The following is a 16,358-nucleotide window of genomic DNA, read 5'->3' on the forward strand; positions in this document are numbered from 1 at the left end:
CCTCGCCGCGGGCCTTGCCGTCAGGCCGGGATCCGCACCGTCGCCCGCAGGCCCCCGAGCGGACTGTCGTGCAGCGAGACGTCGCCGCCGTGCATGCGGGCGATGTCGAGGGCGATGGCGAGGCCGAGGCCGGAGCCGCCCGCGTCCTGGCGGGCATCGTCCAGGCGCACGAAGGGCTTGAACACCTCCTCGCGCTGCTCGGGCGGGATGCCCGGGCCGTCGTCGTCGATCGAGACGGCGAGCCAGCGGCTCTCCTGCCGGGCGGTGATCGCGATGGTGTCGCCGTAGCGGGCGGCATTGGCCGCGAGATTGAACAGGCAGCGGCGGAACGCGTCCGGCCGGACCGTCACGGTGGCCGGGGCGGTCACCGCCACCTCGCTGACGTGCCCGCCGAGCCGCTCGACGTCGGTGCGCAGATCCTCCAGCAGCGCCCGGAGGTTGACGGGCGAGGCCTGCTCGCCGGAATCGCCCCGCGCGAAGGCCAGATAGGCTTCCAGCATCCGGCTCATCTCGTCGACGTCCCGGCGCAGGTCGTCGATCTCCGGGGTCTGTTCGAGCAGCGCGAGCGAGAGGCGGAATCGCGTGATGATGGTGCGCAGGTCGTGGCTGACCCCGTTCAGCATCGTGGTGCGCTGCTCCATCGCCCGCTCGATGCGCCGCTTCATCTCGATGAAGGCGAGACCGGCCTTGCGCACCTCGCGCGCGCCGCGGGGCCGGAACTCGACCTCGCGGCCCTTGCCGAAGCTCTCGGCCACGTCGGCGAGGCGCAGGATCGGGCGGATCTGGTTGCGCAGAAACAGGATCGCGACGCCGAGCAGCACCAGCGAGGTGCCGCCCATCCAGAGCAGGAAGATGTGCGAGTTCGACGCGTAGGCCTGGCTGCGCCGGGCGATGACCCGCATCACCCCGCCCGGGATCTCGACGCGGATCTCGATCAGGCTGGAGCGGCCGACCGTGTCGATCCAGAAGGGCCGGTTGATCTGGCGGCGGATCTCGTCCGAGAGGGCCTCGTCGAGGAGCGAGAAGAACGGCCGCGGCCCCGCTGGCGGCACCTTGGCCCCCTCCAGGATGTCGATGTCGAGGTTCAAGCGCTCGCCCGCGATGCGCTGGAGCGTGGCCGCGTCCCGGTCCTGAGGGTAGCTCTCGTAGATGTCGATCAGGGCGGCCACATCCGCCGTCACCGCCGCCGAGAGCCGCTTCGTCACGAGCTGCCAGTGGCGCTCCATGAACGTGTAGGCGATCACCGATTGCAGCAGCACGACCGGCGCGATGATGATGATGAGCGAGCGGGCGTAGAGGCCCTTGGGCAGCCGGTCGGCCAGCAACCGGCCGATGCGGCGCCACAGCCGCCGGGGGTCGAGGCGGGCCGCCCCGGTCGGACGGGCGTCGAGCCCGGGCGGCCCTTGCGCTCCCGCGAACGGGCCCGGCGACGCCGCCACCCGACTAGTCCAGCACGAGGCGGTAGCCCACGCCGCGCACGGTCTGGACGTAGCGGGGATTGGCCGGGTCGTCCTCGACCTTGCGGCGCAGGCGGTTCATCTGCACGTCGATGGTGCGCTCGTTGCCGGCCTCGCTGGCGCCCGCCAGCGCCTCGCGCGCCACGTTGCCGCCCTTGGCGAGCGCCAGGATGGTGAGGATCTCGCGCTCGCGCTCGCTCAGGCGGATCAGCTCGTCGTCGCGGGTGAGTTCGCCCCGCTCGACCCGGAACAGGAACGGCCCGAAGCGCACCGCATCGAGGGGCGCGGAGGGCTCGGCCGCCCCGCCGCCGTGGCGCCGCCGCAGGATGTTGGCGAGCCGCAGGATCAGCTCGCGCGGCTCGAAAGGCTTGGGCAGGTAGTCGTCGGCGCCGATCTCCAGCCCCGTCACCCGGTCGTTCGGGTTGGAGCGGGCCGTGAGCATCAGGATCGGCACCTGCGAGGTCAGGCGGATCTGGCGGGCGTAGTCGAACCCGGTCTCGCCCGGCATCATCACGTCGAGGACGAGGGCGTCGAACACGAGGTTGGCGCCCTTGGCCCGGGCCTCGGCGGCGCTCGCCGCCGCCGTCACCCGGTAGCCGTGCTCGAACAGGAAGCGCGAGAGAAGGTCGCGCAGCCGCCGGTCGTCGTCGACCACGAGGATGTGGGGGGCGTGATCGGGCAGGTCCGCCTGCGTGACGAGCACCGGCATCGCCTCAGGCCTCGTCCGCCGGGCGCGGCGGTGCGGCCGCGAGGAGCCGGCTCACCCCCGGCCGATCCGTAGGGTCGATCATCGCGAGGAGGAAACGGCTCGCCGGGCCGCGGGCGGCCGGGCCCGCCTCGGCCAGCGCCCGGCGCACCCGCTCGCCCTGCACTTCGGCGAGTTGTTCGGCGAGGCGCCGCCCGCGGGGCGTGCAGGTGAGGAGGCGGTGGCGACGGTCGCTCGTGCCGGCGCGCTGCTCGATGTAGCCGGTCTCGATCAATTCCTTGAGCACCCGGTTGAGGCTCTGCTTGGTGATGCGCAGAATATCGAGGAGTTCGGCGATCGTGAGGCCGGGGTTGCGCTCCACGAAGTGCAGGACGCGGTGGTGGGCGCGGCCGAAGCCGTATTCCTCCAGGATGCGGTCGGGATCGGAGACGAAGTCGCGGTAGGCGAAGAACAGGAGTTCGATCAGGTCGTCGGCGTGCCCGGCCTCGGGCAGGTCCTCGTTGGCGGCGTCGGGAGGCTCAGGCGAAAGGGGTCGCGTCCGGGCAGCCTGCTTCACCGTCGTCCCCCATGGTGCGGCGAGGGCCGCGCACGGCCCTCGGATTTACGTCAGCCTTGTTGACATATCTCAGCCCCGTTGATACCCGTCAACCCCGCCGGCGAAACGAATGAACGTCTTTCGCGTCTGCGAAGACCGAAGGTTGCGAGTTGGCCGCCTTCGCGGAAACGAACCGCATACGAGGATCATCGTCATGTCCGTCATCCCCTTCGACCAGCGTGAAGGTCACATCTGGTTCGACGGCCGCATGGTGCCGTGGGCGGACGCGAAGATTCACGTACTCAGCCACGGCCTGCATTACGGCTCGTGCGTGTTCGAGGGCGAGCGCGCCTACGGCGGCGAGATCTTCAAGTGCACGGAGCATTCCGCGCGCCTGCGCCGCTCGGCCGAGCTGCTCGACTTCGAGATCCCCTATTCGGTGGCCGAGATCGACGCCGCCAAGAAGCTCGTGCTCAAAGAGAGCGGGCTTGCGGACGCCTACCTGCGCCCCGTCGCGTGGCGCGGCTCGGAGATGATGGGCGTCTCGGCCCAGGCCAATACCATCCACCTCGCCATCGCGGCCTGGGAATGGCCAAGCTATTTCGACCCGGCCACCAAGATGAAGGGCATCCGCCTCGACATGGCGGAGTACCGCCGGCCCGATCCCCGCACCGCGCCCTCCTCCTCGAAGGCGGCGGGCCTGTACATGATCTGCACCATCTCCAAGCACCGGGCCGAGAACAAGGGCTACGCCGACGCCCTGATGCTCGACTGGGAGGACAACGTCGCCGAGTGCACCGGCGCCAACGTGTTCTTCATCCGGGACGGCGCGATCCATACGCCGCTCGCCGACCGGTTCCTGAACGGCATCACCCGGCAGACGGTGATCGAGCTCGCCCGCCGCCGCGGCTTCGAGGTCATCGAGCGCCGCATCCGGCCCGAGGAGTTGGCGGATTTCTCCGAATGCTTCATCACCGGCTCGGCCGCCGAGGTGACGCCGGTGTCGGAGATCGGCCCCTACCGCTTCCAGCCTGCGGCCATGACCCGCACGCTGATGGACGATTACAGCGCCGAGGTGCAGCCCCGCGCCCGGGCAGCCTGAAGCTTCACCGGAGCGCGGGGCCGCGGGCCGCGGGCCCCGTGCCCCGGAACCGGAGGCCCGTCTCCGGCGTTCCCGTACCGAGAACAATACGTGAACGAAGAGGAGCCGACATGACAGCCAGGAAGGCGATCGATCGTCACGACGACACGGATCCGAAGGGCAGCGACGCATCGAACCGCATCAAGGATCCGAAGGACTGGACCACGGGCGGCGAGCCGATGACCGGCGCCCAGGCCTCCTACCTCAAGACACTGTCCGAGGAGGCCGGAGACGAGGAGGCGTTCGATCCGGATCTCGACAAGGCCGAGGCCTCAGAGCGCATCGACAGCCTGCGCAAGGCCACCGGCAAGGCTTGAGGCGCAAGGCCCGAGAGGATCGGTCGCAACCGTCCTTTCGGGCATCCTCTTAACGGATGGTGAGGAGGTTAGCGTGTAGTTCTCGCACAGGTCGGAACAGGAGAGCGTCGTGGGCAGCCTTTGGCGCAGCGTCGGATCGCCACGCCGCTTCCTGAACGACGAATCGGGAGCGACGGCGATCGAGTACGGCTTGATCGTAACACTGGTCTTCCTGGTCCTGGCCGTCGGCGTCGGGAATTACGGCGACCAGTTGCGCATTCTCTATGCAACTCTGAGTACCAAGGTGGTGGCCGTCCTCAGCGGAGCCTGAGCCATCCTGACGCGGCTCGCTACTCGGCGGCCGCGCCGAGGTTGCTCAGACTCTGACGGATCTGCCCGGCGAGCGCGTCGGCGAGGGGCTGCGGCTCGGGCGCGCGGTGGCGCATGAGCCCGATGCGGCAGGCGGGCAGGGCAGGGAAGCCCTCGGCCGGGCTCAGTGTGCGCATGCCCGGGCGCAGGGCGCTCTCGGGCAGGACCGAGACGGCGAGCCCCGCCAGCACCGCGGCGCCGACCGCGGTGGAACTCCAGCTCACGAACAGGACGCGGCTCGGCCGCCCGGCGCGCTCCAGGGCGGCGGTCGCGGCGCGGCGCCAGACACAGTGAGGGCGGCCGAGCGCGAGAGGCAGCGGCGTCTCGGCATGAACCCGGTGGCGGCTCGATGCAACCCACAGCAGCGCCTCGGTGCGGATCGTCTCGATGCCGCCGTGCTGGCGCGTCTCGGTCACGATGGCGAGGTCGATGTCGCCTTGCCCGAGGCGCGCGACCAGCATGTCGGTGGGTTCGCATACCACCGTCACCTCGGCCCGCGGATGGGCACGCGAGAAGCGGGCCAGGATCTCCGGCAGGTAGCGCTCGGCGTAGTCGTCGGGCAGGCCGAGCCGCACCCGCCCGGCGAGATCGCCCTCGTCGAAGGTGGCGAGGCACTCGGTCTGGAGGCGCACGATCCGGCGCGCGTAGTCGAGCAGCCGCTCGCCGTCGTCGGTGAGCCGCACGCCCCGTCCGGCGCGCGAGAAGACCTCGCGGCCGACCCGTTCCTCCAGGCGCCGCATCTGCATCGAGACCGCGGATTGCGTCTTGTGGACGAGGTCTGCGGCCCGGGTGAAGGAGCCGCTGTCGGCGATCGCCACCAAGGTGCGGAGCTGGTCGATATCGAGGGGATGGACCACGGCGGCCTCTCATCAGCATCCGTGATGTGACACATCTCAACCATTCGCTCAACGGATCGGTCGAGCGGGACTATGAGGGTGGCGCGGCCGCTCCTTCCGACGGGCGCCGCTGGAGGTCACGATGAGGATCGGCTTTGCTCCCTTCGGTGTTCTCTCGCTGGTCCTGCGGGCCGGTCGCGCGACCGGCCGGATCGCGGTGCAGGCCATCCGTCTGTGGCAGAACCGCCGCGCCGCCCACCGCCTGGCCGACCTCGACGACCGGATGCTGAAGGATCTCGGCCTCACGCGCACCGAGGTGGTCGGCGCCCTCGCGCTCTCGTGGCGGGACGACCCGACCCTGCACCTGGCGGGTCGACGAGGCCTCAAGGCCCGGCGGGGATCCCCGCATGGGGTGGTGAGGATCGTGGCCAGGAACGGCCGGCGCCTGAAAGGCACTCTCGCCTGCTGAAGCGGCGGCCGGGACGGACGCACCCGCGCGGCCTTCCAGGATTCCGACGACCCGGAAGGCCGCGACCAGGGCCGCGGTGCCGAACAGGGCGGAGCCGAGCGCGATGGCGACGAGCACGCCCTCCGGGCCGCCGGCCCAGGCCCCCGCCAGCGCGAATGGCATCGTGCCGAGCGTGGCCCTGCCCCAGTTGAAGGCGGTGGAGAGGAGCGGGAAGCCGAGGTTGTTGAACGAGGCGTTCGCCAGGAACAGGAGCCCGTTGAAGAACCACGCGGCCCCCGCCACGAGGCAGAAGAACGCGACGAGGCGGGCCGCTTCCCCGCTGAGCGCGAAGGCCTCGACGATGGCGGTGCGACCGAGCACCAGGGCGAGCCAGACCGCGACCACGTAGACGCCCGTCACCAGGGCCGCGTCGCGCAGGACGCGCCGCATGCGGTCGAAGCGGCCGGCGCCCCAGTTCTGGCCGAGAATCGGGCCGATCGCCCCCGAGAGGGCGAAGAGGCCGCCGAAGGCGACCGGGATCAGGCGCTCGATCACCGCGTTGGCGGCGATCGCCGCCGTGCCGAATCCGGCCACGACGTGGGCCAGGAACGCGCTCGCCACCGGGGGAGCAAGGTTCGTCGCCACCGCCGGCAGGGCGATGCGCAGCACCTCGGGCGCATCGGCCCGCAGGTCGGCGGGACGGGGCCGGGCCACCATGCGGTGGACCACCACGGCCCCGTGCCAGCCGACGCCCGCGAAGGCGAGGCGGGCCGCCACCACGCTCCAGGCCGCGCCGTCGAGGCCGAGGCCGAGGCCGAAGATCAGCAGCGGGTCGAGCAGGGCCGTCACGAGGGCGCCCCCGACCGTGACGATCATGGCGCGGCGCGCATCGGCCACCGCCCGCAGGACCCCGGAGAAGCCCATGCCGAGCGCCATCGCGGCGATCGACGGCAGGGTGATGTGGAGGAAGCGCCGGGCGACCGGCACCGTCTCGGGCGCGGCGCCGATGAGCGCCAGGACCGGGTCGAGGACGGGGAGGAGCAGCCCCGTCACCGCCAGCGCCGCGACCACCGTCAGCACCATCGCGGAGGCGGCGATGCGGCGGGCGGCCTCGCGGTCGCCGGCCCCGAGCGCACGCGCCACGAGCGCGCCGACCGCGATCATCATGCCGATGTTGATGGCGATGGCGAAGACCTGGACGATCGTGGCGAAGCCCACCGCCGCCGTGAGGTTCGGATCGCCGAGCCACGAGACGTAGAGAAGCGACAGGAGGTCGACGGCGAAGATCGCCATCAGGCCGACCGACCCGGTCGCGCCCATCACCACGACGTGCCGCAGCGTCGATCCGGTGACGAAGGCGGCGGGCGCCTCATGCATCGTCGGCAACGGGCTCGGGCCGGATCTCGTCCGCGCGCACGGCCTCCGCGCGGGCCTTGTCCGCCGCCGCCCCGTCCGTGCGGGCGGGCTCGGGCGGCGCCGGGCGCTCCTTGGCGATGATGTCCTGGGTCTCGGCGGTGAGTGCCCGGGAGGAGCGCACCGGCGTGATCAGCGGCTCGGGTTTGATCCGCACGAGGCTGCGCACCGGGTCGGCCCGGTCGAGGGGATCGCCCGCCTGCTGCAGCACCAGCCGCGCCACGTCGCGCTTGCGCACGTCGTCGGCGACGCCCGCCGCCTCCGCGGCCGGCACGCCGAGCGCCTCCAGGGTGGCGCGGCCGAAGGCGAGGGCCGATTCCACCGTCTCGCGCATGAGATAGTCCACGTCGCGGTTCATCGCCTCGATCGCCTGCACCCGGTCGTACACCCGCACGTAGGTGCGGGCGGAGGGGAATTCCGCGTGGACGAGATCGATGATCTTGAGCGTCTCCTCGGGGTCGTCGATGCAGATGCAGACGAGTTCGGCCCTGGCCCCGCCGGCCGCCCGCAGCACGTCGAGGCGGGTGCCGTCGCCGTAATAGACCCGGAAGCCGAAGCGGGCGGCGCTGCGGATCTGCTCCACGTCCTTGTCGATCACCGTGACGCTGACGCCCTGCGCCAGCAGCACTTGGTTGAGGATCTGGCCGAAGCGGCCGAAGCCGATCACCAGCACCCGCGCCTCCGCGGATTCGATCACGTCGTAGGCCGGTTCGAGGGCGCTGGTGCGCCGCGTCGCCAGCAGGGCGTCGAGGCCCTTGGCGGCGAGCGGACCGATCAGCATGGTGAGCGCCGCGAGCGCGATGGCGAGGCGCCCGGCATTCCCGTCCACGATCCCGAGTTCGCCGCCGACCGGCAGCAGCACGAAGGCGAACTCGCCCGCGGGCGCCAGCACCGCCGCGCCGCGCAGGGCATCGATCCAGGGCGAGCCGAACAGGCGGAACAGTCCCACCACGATGGCGGTCTTGAGCAGGATCGCCGAGACCGTCGCGGCCGACAGCGCGAGCCAGTGCTCGCGCACCAGCGCGAGGTCGATCGACATGCCCACGCTCATGAAGAACAGGCCGAGCAGCATGCCGCGGAAGGGCTCGATATCGGCTTCGAGCTGGTGGCGGAAGTTCGATTCGGCCAGCAGCAGCCCGGCCAGGAACGCCCCCATCGCCATCGAGAGCCCGACATGCTCCATGATGAGCGCGGTGCCGAGCACCACGAGCAGGGCGGCGGCGGTCATCACCTCGCGCGCGCCGCTCGCCGCCAGCATCCGGAAGAACGGGTTGAGGCCGTAGCGCCCGACGAGCACGGCCGCGACCACGGCGGCCACCGCCGAGCCGGTGGCCTGCAAGGCCTCCCCCAGCCAGTTGCCGCCCGACGTGGTGCCCGTGGAGGCGAGCAGCGGCAGGAGCGCCAGGATGGCGACGACCGACAGGTCCTGGAACAGCAGGATCGCGAAGGCGCGCTGGCCGTAGGGGGCGCCGAGGTCGCGGCGCTCCTCCAGCAGTTGCAGCGCCACCGCCGTCGCCGACAGGGCGAGCGCGATGCCGACCACCGTGGCGGCCGCCATCGACAGGCCGCCCAGCATGGCGAGCCCTCCGAGCGCCACCGCGCACAAGGCGAGCTGCAGCGTGCCGAGGCCGAGGATGTCCCGCCGCATCGAGATGAGGCGCGACAATTCGAGTTCGAGCCCGACGATGAACAGGAGCAGCACGACGCCGAGTTCGGAGACGCTGCGCGCCGTCTCCGCCTCGGTGATGAGCGAGAGCCCGGACGGCCCGATCACCACCCCCGCGACGAGGTAGCCCAGCACCGCGCTCTGACCGAGCAGGCGGAAGATCGGCACGCCGATCACCGCCGCCGACAGGAAGGTCAGGACCGGCGGCAGGAAGCTGGCGTGGTCGGCGGCACTCGCCATCGCGGACGGGCTCCCGGTGGGCAAGAGGGTGGGCAAGAGGATGAGCCAGAGAACCGGCAACCTAACCCGCGGACGTGGCGCAGGCGAGACGCCGGCCGGGCCGGTGTCGCAGAAGCGGCAGGGGTGGAGCGGCAGGGACGACTTGCGCCCGCGCACTGTTGATCGCGGCGATTCGATGCCATGATAGGTTGACAGAGGCCGCCCCGCCTCGCCACATCCCGGCTATCATGACCGCTCCCGTGAATCAGAACGAACCCGGCGCGCCCGCGCCCGAGAAGCCCCCGCTCGAGATCCTGCTCTGCGCCCCCCGCGGGTTCTGCGCGGGCGTGGTGCGGGCCATCGACGTGGTCGAGCGCGCGCTCGCGATCTACGGGCCGCCGGTCTACGTCCGGCACGAGATCGTCCACAACAAGTACGTGGTCGAGAGCCTGAAGCGCAAAGGGGCGGTGTTCGTCGCCGAGCTCGACGAGGTGCCGGACGGCGGCAAGCCGGTGATCTTCTCGGCCCACGGCGTCGCCAAGACGGTGCCCCAGACCGCCGAGAGCCGCGGCCTGACCACCATCGACGCGACCTGCCCGCTGGTGACCAAGGTGCATCGCGAGGCGGAGATCCACCACAAGCGCGGGCGCCACGTGCTCCTCGTCGGCCATTCCGGGCACCCGGAGGTGGTCGGCACGATGGGGCAGTTGCCCGCGGGCTCGATCACGCTCGTGGAGGACCTGGAGCAGATCGAGGCGCTGGAGCCCGCCAACCGCGACAACCTCGCCTGGGTGACGCAGACCACCCTGTCGGTGGACGACACCCACCACATCGTCGAGGCGCTCAAGAAGAAGTTCCCGGCGATCGTCGGCCCGCACAAGGACGACATCTGCTACGCCACCACCAACCGCCAGGAGGCGGTCAAGCAGGTGGCGCCGCTCGTCGACGCGCTGATCGTCGTCGGCTCGTCCAATTCCTCGAACTCGCAGCGCCTGCGCGAGGTCGCGGAGCGCGCCGGCTGCCCGATCACCCGGCTGGTCAACCGGGCCGAGGACGTGGACTGGGACGCCTTCGCGAACATCCGCCGGCTCGGCCTCACCGCCGGCGCCTCGGCCCCCGAGGTGCTGGTGGAGGAGATCATCGACGCCTTCGCGACCCGCTACACGGTGACGGTCGACACGGTCTCGACCACCACCGAGGACATGGTCTTCCCGCTGCCGCGCGAGCTGCGCAGCGAGGCCGCCGAGTAGCCCGCCGCCCCACGGCCACCGCCGACGGCTTTGACAAGCGCGAGGCGCCGCTCCATCAACCGGGGCGGCGCCTCGTGCATTCCGGCGCCTTCCACCCACGCAAGACTTCCTCCCACCCAAGACGGACACCGGACCGTGGCGGTCTACACCGAGGTTCCCGACGAGGCGCTCGGCGCCTTCCTGGCCGAGTACGACATCGGCGGCCTGCTCTCCTACAAGGGCATCGCCGAGGGGGTCGAGAACACCAACTTCTTCCTGCACACCACGGGCGGCCATTTCATCCTGACCCTCTACGAGAAGCGGGTGGCGGAAGCCGATCTGCCGTTCTTCCTCGGGCTGATGGAGCATCTGGCGGCGCGCGGGCTCGCCTGCCCGCAGCCGATCCGCACCCGGGCGGGCACGGCGCTCGGCCGGCTCTGCGGCCGGCCGGCGGTGATCGTGTCGTTCCTCGACGGGGTCTCGGTGCGCCGCCCCGGCGTGCGCCATTGCCGGGCGCTGGGCAGCGCGCTCGCCGGCCTCCACGCCGCCGGGGCCGACTTCGCCCTGCGGCGGCCGAACGCGCTCTCGGTGGAGGCCTGGCGCCCGCTCTTCTCCGCCGCCGAGGCCGAGGCGGATCGCGTCGCCCCGAACCTCGCCGAGCGCACGCGCCAGGACCTCGCCAGCCTGGAGGCGGGCTGGCCCCGCGACCTGCCGGGCGGCGTCATCCACGCCGACCTGTTCACCGACAACGTCTTCTTCATCGGCGACCGGGTCTCCGGCCTGATCGACTTCTACTTCGCCTGCACGGACGCCTTTGCGTACGACCTCGCGATCTGCCTCAACGCGTGGTGCTTCGAGGCGGACGGGTCGTTCAACCGCACCAAGGGCCAGGCGATGATCGCCGCCTACGAGACCCTGCGCCCGCTGGAGCCGGCCGAGGTCGCGGCCCTGCCGGTCCTGTGCCGCGGGGCAGCCCTGCGCTTCATGCTCACTCGCCTCGTGGACTGGCTCAACGTGCCCCCGGGCGCGCTGGTGAAGCCCAAGGACCCGCTGGAATACGACCGCAAGCTCGCCTTCCACCGCCGGGTGAACGAGGCGGCGGAGTACGGCTGGAGCGGGTGAGGGCCGAACCTCGCCACATCTCGGGCGTAAGGATATCCATCGGATCTACAGGCGATCCGCACGAGTGCGTGCATGAGAGTTCAGTTCGCCAGATGGGGCAACAGCGTCGCCCTGCGCATCCCGAGCGGCGCGCTGCGTGAACTCGGGGCGGCGGAAGGCACGCCCGCGGACTTGCGGGTCGAGACCGGCCGATTGGTGGTGATCCCCGTGGTGGACCGGCCGCGTTACGCGCTCGATGATCGTCTGGCCGGCATCACCGACGAGAACCGCCATGACGACGGTCTCGCGGATTCTCCGCGCGGCCCGGAACTCCTCTGATCCTCGCCACTGCCCAGACCGTGGCGACGTGATCGCGGTGGATGTCGACCCTCAGGCCGGGCACGAACAGGCGGGCAAGCGGCCGGCCCTGGTCCTCACCCCGCGCCGCTACAACCAAGCCACACGCTTGTGCATCCTCTGCCCGGTCACCGGCCGCGTGAAGGGCTACCCGTTCGAGGTTGCCGTGCCGGGCGGCCTCGCGCTCCCCGGTGGTCTCGCCCTCGTTGATGCCGACGCCACCCGCGACGGTGCCTTGCGCGGCGTGGTTCTGGCCGACCAAGCCAAGAATGTGCCGTGGCTCGCGCGCGGCGCGGTGTTCCTCTGCCGGGCGCCCCAGACCCTTCTGGATGAGGTCGGAGCCAAGCTCGGCGCCCTCCTCCACCTCGCCTGACTCACCCCGAGACCGCCGCCCGCTCCAGATCCGCAGCCGCGCTCTGCGCGCCGCGCCCGAGCGCATCGCCCACCATCACGATCGCAGGTCCGTCGAGGCCGGCCGCCGCGACCCGCTCGGGCAAGGTCGTGGCGGTGCCGTGCACGACCGCCTGATCGGCGCGGGTGGCATTGAACACCGCCAGCGCCGGGGTGTCCGGGCCGAGGCCCTCCGCCACCGCCCGGTCGAGGAGCGCGGGCAGGGTGCGCTTGGGCATGTACACCACGGTCGTGACCGAGGGATCGCCGAGCGCGGCCCAGTTGAGGTCGTCCGGCAGGGCGCCGCGGCGGTCGTGGCCGGTGACGTATTGCAGGCGGCGCGCCGCGTCCCGGTGCGTCAGCGACAGGCCGAGGGAGGCCGCCGCCCCCTGCGCCGCCGTGACGCCCGGCACCACCGTCACCGGAATGCCGGCGGCCCGGCAGGCGTCGATCTCCTCGCCGGCCCGGCCGAAGACCAGGGGATCGCCGGATTTCAGCCGCACCACCTGCTTGCCGGACTTGGCGAGGCTCACCATCAGGGCGTTGATGTCGTCCTGGCGGCAGGAGGGACCATGCCCGGTCTTGCCGACGAGCATCGTGCGCGCCTCGCGCCGGGCGTAGTCCAGGATCTCCGGCGCCACGAGGTCGTCGTACAGGATCACGTCGGCGCCGCGCAGCGCCCGCAGGGCCTTGAGGGTCAGGAGTTCGGCATCGCCCGGGCCGGCGCCGACCAGCGTCACGGCACCGCCGCGCGGGCCGGCATCGGTCTCGGCGATCAGGGCGTCGAGGTCGGCCTGCACGGGCGCGCGATCGGGCTCCGCGAAGGCGAGGTTGGTGAAGCGCTCCCAGAAGGCACGCCGCTCCGCGAAGGCGTGGTAGCGGGCGCTCACCGCGGCCCGCCAGTCGCGCGCCGCCGCCACCCACGCCTTGAAGCCCGCGGGCAGCATCGCCTCGATGCGGGCCCGCACGGTCTGGCCGAAGACCGGGGCCGCGCCCTCGGTCGAGATGCCGACCACCAGGGGCGAGCGGTTGACGATCGCCCCGAAGGACACGTCGCAGAGATGCGGCCGGTCGATGGCGTTGACGATGGCGCCGGCCTGACGTGCCGCCGCGACGAAGCAGGCGCATTCGCCCTCGTCCTCGTGCGCGGCGATCGCGAAGGCGGCGCCCTCCAGATCCGCCGGGCTCCAGTCGCGCTCGTGAAGGGTGACGCGCCCGGCCACCGCCTCGGCGGGGGCCAGCCGCATCTCCTCCGTGGGCTCGCGCGCGTAGACGTCGACCTCCGCGCCGGCCGCCGCCAGGAGCTTCACCTTCCAGGCCGCGCCGCCGTTGGCTCCGGCCAGCACCGCGCGCTTGCCCTGGAGGGTCACGAAGACCGGCAGGACCGCGAGGGGTTCGAGGCCGGGGGAGCGCGTCTCGCGCGGGGAGCGGGGGGTACGCATGAGGATCAAACGATGAGGGGATCGCCGGGACGATGCGCTCACGCCGGGCTCGGCGCAAGCGCCGCCGCCAGAAGCTTGCGGATCTCAGGAATGCACGAGCCGCAATTCGTGCCGGCCCGGCAGGCCGCGCCCACCGCCTCGACGCTGGCGGCGCCGGCCTCGATCGTGCCCGCGATGGTGTCGCGCCCGACCGTGTGGCAGGCGCAGACCAGCGGACCGCTGCCGCCGCTCTCGGCCCGGCCCGAGATCAGGGCGCGCCGCGCCGCCGGCTCCAGCAGTTCCTGGGTGCGGAAGAACGCCTTGGCGGCCTCGAAGGACGGCCGCTCGGCCGCGGGCGCCAGCGCCAGCGCCCCGACGAGGCGCCCCTCCGCGAAGGCCGCCGCGCGGTAGACCCCGCAGGCCGGGTCCGCGTACTCGCTGAAGGCCGCACCGGGAAAGCGCGCCCGCATCAGGGCGGCGGCCTCGGCCGGTCCGTCGTTCGTCGCCACGATCAGGCCCGAGCCGCCCTCGATGGCGGCCCGTGCCCACCACCAGCCCTCGGGCGCGGGCGCGGGCGTGCGGGTGATGAGGAAGCCGCGCGAGCGCATCGGCTCCGGCGCGATGGCGGCGGGCGTCGCCTTGAGTTCGGGCTGGCCCGAGACCGGATCGACGGCGCCCTGGGCCAGCGCGCCGACGCGGCCCGCCGAGGCGGTCGCCTCGCTCCAGTGCATCGGGGCAAAGAGCACGCCGGGCTGCACGCCGGGCGTCACCATCACCTCCAAGACCGCCGCGCCGTAGGGCGTGCGCACCCGGGCGAGGTCGCCCTCGCGGAGGCCCGCCCGGGCCGCGTCGTCGGGATGGACCTCCACGAAGGGCACGGCGCGATGGGCCGAGAGGCGCGGGCTCTTCCCCGTCCGGGTGAGCGTGTGCCAGTGGTCGCGCACCCGGCCGGTGTTGAGGCGGAACGGAAACGCGGCGCTCGTCGGATCGGCGAGCGCGGGCTTCTGCACGGCGACGAAGCGGGCCCGCCGGTCGCGGGTGAAGAAGCCGCCGTTCGCGAACAGCCGCGCCTCGCTGGTGCGGGTCCTGCGCGGGAGGGGCCATTGCACCGGCCGCTGCCCCGCATAGGCGGCATCCGTGATGTCGGCGAGGCCCGAGAGGTCGAAGTCGCGGCTGCCCGCGTTCTCGAAGCCCGACAGCGCGGCGTGCTCGCGGAAGACCGCGGCCGCGTTCGGCCACGCGAACTCCTTGGCGAAGCCGAGGCGCCGCCCGACCTGCGCCAGCATCCACCAGTCGGCCCGCGCCTCGCCCGGGGCCTTGAGGAAGGGGCGCTGGCGCGAGATGCGCCGCTCGGAATTGGTGACCGTCCCGTCCTTCTCGCCCCAGGCGAGCGCCGGCAGCACGATCGCGTCCTCGCGCACCCGCACGGTGTCGGTGGTGGCGACCGCCTCGGCGATCACCAGGGTGTCGAGGCTGCGCATCGCCGCGCGCACGCGGTCGGCGCGGGGCATCGACACCGCCGGGTTGGTGCCCATCACCCACAGGGCCTTGATCCGGCCGCGCTCGATCGCCTCGAACAGGGAGACGGCCTTCAGCCCCTCGCCCGTGATGATGCGCGGCGCCCCCCAGAAGCGGCGGACGAGGTCGACCTCCTCGGGCGCGAAGTGCATGTGGGCGGCGAGCATGTTGGCGAGCCCGCCGACCTCGCGCCCGCCCATCGCGTTGGGCTGGCCGGTGAGCGAGAACGGGCCCATGCCGGGCTTGCCGATGCGGCCGGTGGCGAGGTGGCAGTTGATGATCGCGTTCGCCTTGTCGGTCCCCTGCGCCGATTGGTTGACCCCCTGCGAGAAGGCCGTGACGACGCGCGGCGTCGTGCGCACCAGCTCGAAGAAGTGCCGCACATCGGCCTCCGCGAGGCCCGTGAGGGCCGCGGTGGCGGCGCTGTCGGGGGCGATCGCGCGGGCGCGCTCCAACGCGGCCTCGAACCCGGCGGTGTGCGCGGCTACGTAGCGCTCGTCGACGGCGCCGGTCTCGGCGAGGTGGACGAGGAGGCCGGAGAACAGGGCCGCGTCGGTCCCGGGCTTCAGCCCCAGGAACAGGTCCGCCTCCTCGCCGGTCTGGGTGCGCCGGGGGTCGATCGTGACGATCCTGGTGCCGCGCTTCGCGCGCGCGTCGAGCATGCGGCGAAACAGGATCGGGTGGCACCACGCGGCGTTGGAGCCGACCAGCACCACGAGGTCGGCCTGGTCGAGATCCTCGTAACAGCCCGGCACCGTGTCCGACCCGAAGGCGCGCCGGTGCGCGGCCACCGAGGACGACATGCACAGGCGCGAGTTGGTGTCGACGTGCGGCGTGCCGATGAACCCCTTCGCGAGCTTGTTGGCGACGTAGTAGTCCTCGGTGAGGAGCTGGCCCGAGAGGTAGAAGGCCACCGCGTCCGGCCCGTGCGCCTCGGCGACGCGCCGGAAGCGCTCCGCCACCGTGTCGAGCGCGTGGTCCCAGGTGACGCGCGCGCCCGCGATGGTCGGGTGCAGCACCCGATCGTCGAGGCCGAGCGTCTCGCCGAGCGCGGAGCCCTTGGAGCAGAGACGGCCGAAATTCGCCGGATGCTCGGGATCGCCCTCGATGCCGGCGCCCCCGGCACCGTCCGGCCGCGCGAGCACGCCGCAGCCGACGCCGCAATAGGGGCAGGTGGTGCGCACCGGCTCGGGAAGAGGCGCGAGGTCCGGGACGTGAAGGTTCATGGAAGACCCGCTCCGAACGGGATGGAATCT

At 72.1% G+C, this 16,358-nt stretch carries 14 protein-coding genes and 1 pseudogene; 7 read left to right on the forward strand and 8 right to left on the reverse strand.

Annotated elements, in window-relative coordinates:
- Positions 1 to 20: 20 nt before the first annotated feature.
- Genes MFF61_RS11450 through MFF61_RS11460 form a run of 3 tightly spaced genes read right to left on the reverse strand, consistent with a single transcriptional unit; the run spans position 21 to position 2,719 of the window.
- A complete protein-coding gene (locus tag MFF61_RS11450) occupies positions 21 to 1,439 on the reverse strand; it encodes an ATP-binding protein (protein WP_373324676.1) in 1,419 nt (472 codons plus the stop codon).
- 4 nt (positions 1,440 to 1,443) lie between these two features.
- Positions 1,444 to 2,166 (reverse strand): response regulator, encoded by a 723-nt coding sequence (locus MFF61_RS11455; protein WP_238235250.1) that lies wholly within the window; start codon positions 2,164 to 2,166, stop codon positions 1,444 to 1,446.
- 4 nt (positions 2,167 to 2,170) lie between these two features.
- Positions 2,171 to 2,719 (reverse strand): MarR family winged helix-turn-helix transcriptional regulator, encoded by a 549-nt coding sequence (locus MFF61_RS11460; protein ID WP_373324677.1) that lies wholly within the window; start codon positions 2,717 to 2,719, stop codon positions 2,171 to 2,173.
- 193 nt (positions 2,720 to 2,912) lie between these two features.
- On the opposite strand from MFF61_RS11460, the gene MFF61_RS11465 reads away from it, so the two are divergent.
- From MFF61_RS11465 to MFF61_RS11475, 3 genes are all read left to right on the forward strand, one after another.
- Positions 2,913 to 3,800, forward strand: coding sequence for a branched-chain amino acid aminotransferase (locus tag MFF61_RS11465; RefSeq protein WP_238235251.1), 888 nt, complete (start codon positions 2,913 to 2,915; stop codon positions 3,798 to 3,800).
- Between the two features lie 110 nt (positions 3,801 to 3,910).
- Positions 3,911 to 4,156, forward strand: a complete 246-nt coding sequence (locus MFF61_RS11470) for a DUF3072 domain-containing protein (RefSeq protein ID WP_238235252.1) — start codon at positions 3,911 to 3,913, stop codon at positions 4,154 to 4,156.
- 109 nt (positions 4,157 to 4,265) lie between these two features.
- Entirely contained in the window at positions 4,266 to 4,466 is a 201-nt protein-coding gene (locus tag MFF61_RS11475) for a Flp family type IVb pilin (RefSeq protein WP_238235253.1), read from the forward strand.
- Between the two features lie 19 nt (positions 4,467 to 4,485).
- Here MFF61_RS11475 and MFF61_RS11480 read toward each other — a convergent pair whose 3' ends face one another.
- From MFF61_RS11480 to MFF61_RS11495, 3 genes and pseudogenes are all read right to left on the reverse strand, one after another.
- Positions 4,486 to 5,361, reverse strand: coding sequence for a LysR substrate-binding domain-containing protein (locus MFF61_RS11480; protein WP_238235254.1), 876 nt, complete (start codon positions 5,359 to 5,361; stop codon positions 4,486 to 4,488).
- Between the two features lie 394 nt (positions 5,362 to 5,755).
- Positions 5,756 to 7,165, reverse strand: a pseudogene (locus MFF61_RS11490) (MATE family efflux transporter); the annotation flags it as partial.
- Complete coding sequence (locus MFF61_RS11495) at positions 7,158 to 9,107, reverse strand: monovalent cation:proton antiporter-2 (CPA2) family protein (protein ID WP_238235255.1); 1,950 nt, start codon at positions 9,105 to 9,107, stop codon at positions 7,158 to 7,160. The gene MFF61_RS11495 and the pseudogene MFF61_RS11490, both read right to left, overlap by 8 nt.
- Positions 9,108 to 9,334: 227 nt before the next feature.
- Here MFF61_RS11495 and ispH point away from each other — a divergent pair, with 227 nt between their 5' ends.
- From ispH to MFF61_RS11515, 4 genes are all read left to right on the forward strand, one after another.
- Positions 9,335 to 10,336 (forward strand): 4-hydroxy-3-methylbut-2-enyl diphosphate reductase, encoded by a 1,002-nt coding sequence (gene ispH, locus MFF61_RS11500; protein ID WP_238235256.1) that lies wholly within the window; start codon positions 9,335 to 9,337, stop codon positions 10,334 to 10,336.
- Positions 10,337 to 10,471: 135 nt separating this feature from the next.
- A complete protein-coding gene (locus tag MFF61_RS11505) occupies positions 10,472 to 11,437 on the forward strand; it encodes a homoserine kinase (protein ID WP_238235257.1) in 966 nt (321 codons plus the stop codon).
- A gap of 72 nt (positions 11,438 to 11,509) precedes the next feature.
- Entirely contained in the window at positions 11,510 to 11,755 is a 246-nt protein-coding gene (locus MFF61_RS11510) for an AbrB/MazE/SpoVT family DNA-binding domain-containing protein (RefSeq protein WP_238235258.1), read from the forward strand.
- Positions 11,709 to 12,146: a type II toxin-antitoxin system PemK/MazF family toxin gene (locus tag MFF61_RS11515; RefSeq protein WP_283205989.1), complete on the forward strand. Its 438-nt coding sequence runs from the start codon at positions 11,709 to 11,711 to the stop codon at positions 12,144 to 12,146. Before MFF61_RS11510 ends, MFF61_RS11515 begins: the two co-directional genes overlap by 47 nt.
- Before the next feature lies 1 nt (position 12,147).
- On the opposite strand, the gene cysG is transcribed toward MFF61_RS11515, so the two are convergent.
- Both cysG and MFF61_RS11525 read right to left on the reverse strand, forming a co-directional pair.
- Positions 12,148 to 13,605, reverse strand: coding sequence for a siroheme synthase CysG (gene cysG / locus MFF61_RS11520; protein WP_238235260.1), 1,458 nt, complete (start codon positions 13,603 to 13,605; stop codon positions 12,148 to 12,150).
- A 38-nt stretch (positions 13,606 to 13,643) separates the two neighbouring features.
- Entirely contained in the window at positions 13,644 to 16,328 is a 2,685-nt protein-coding gene (locus MFF61_RS11525) for a nitrate reductase (RefSeq protein WP_238235261.1), read from the reverse strand.
- Between the last annotated feature and the right edge of the window lie 30 nt (positions 16,329 to 16,358).

The sequence above is a fragment of the Methylobacterium isbiliense genome, from assembly GCF_022179325.1.
Taxonomy (GTDB): domain Bacteria; phylum Pseudomonadota; class Alphaproteobacteria; order Rhizobiales; family Beijerinckiaceae; genus Methylobacterium; species Methylobacterium isbiliense.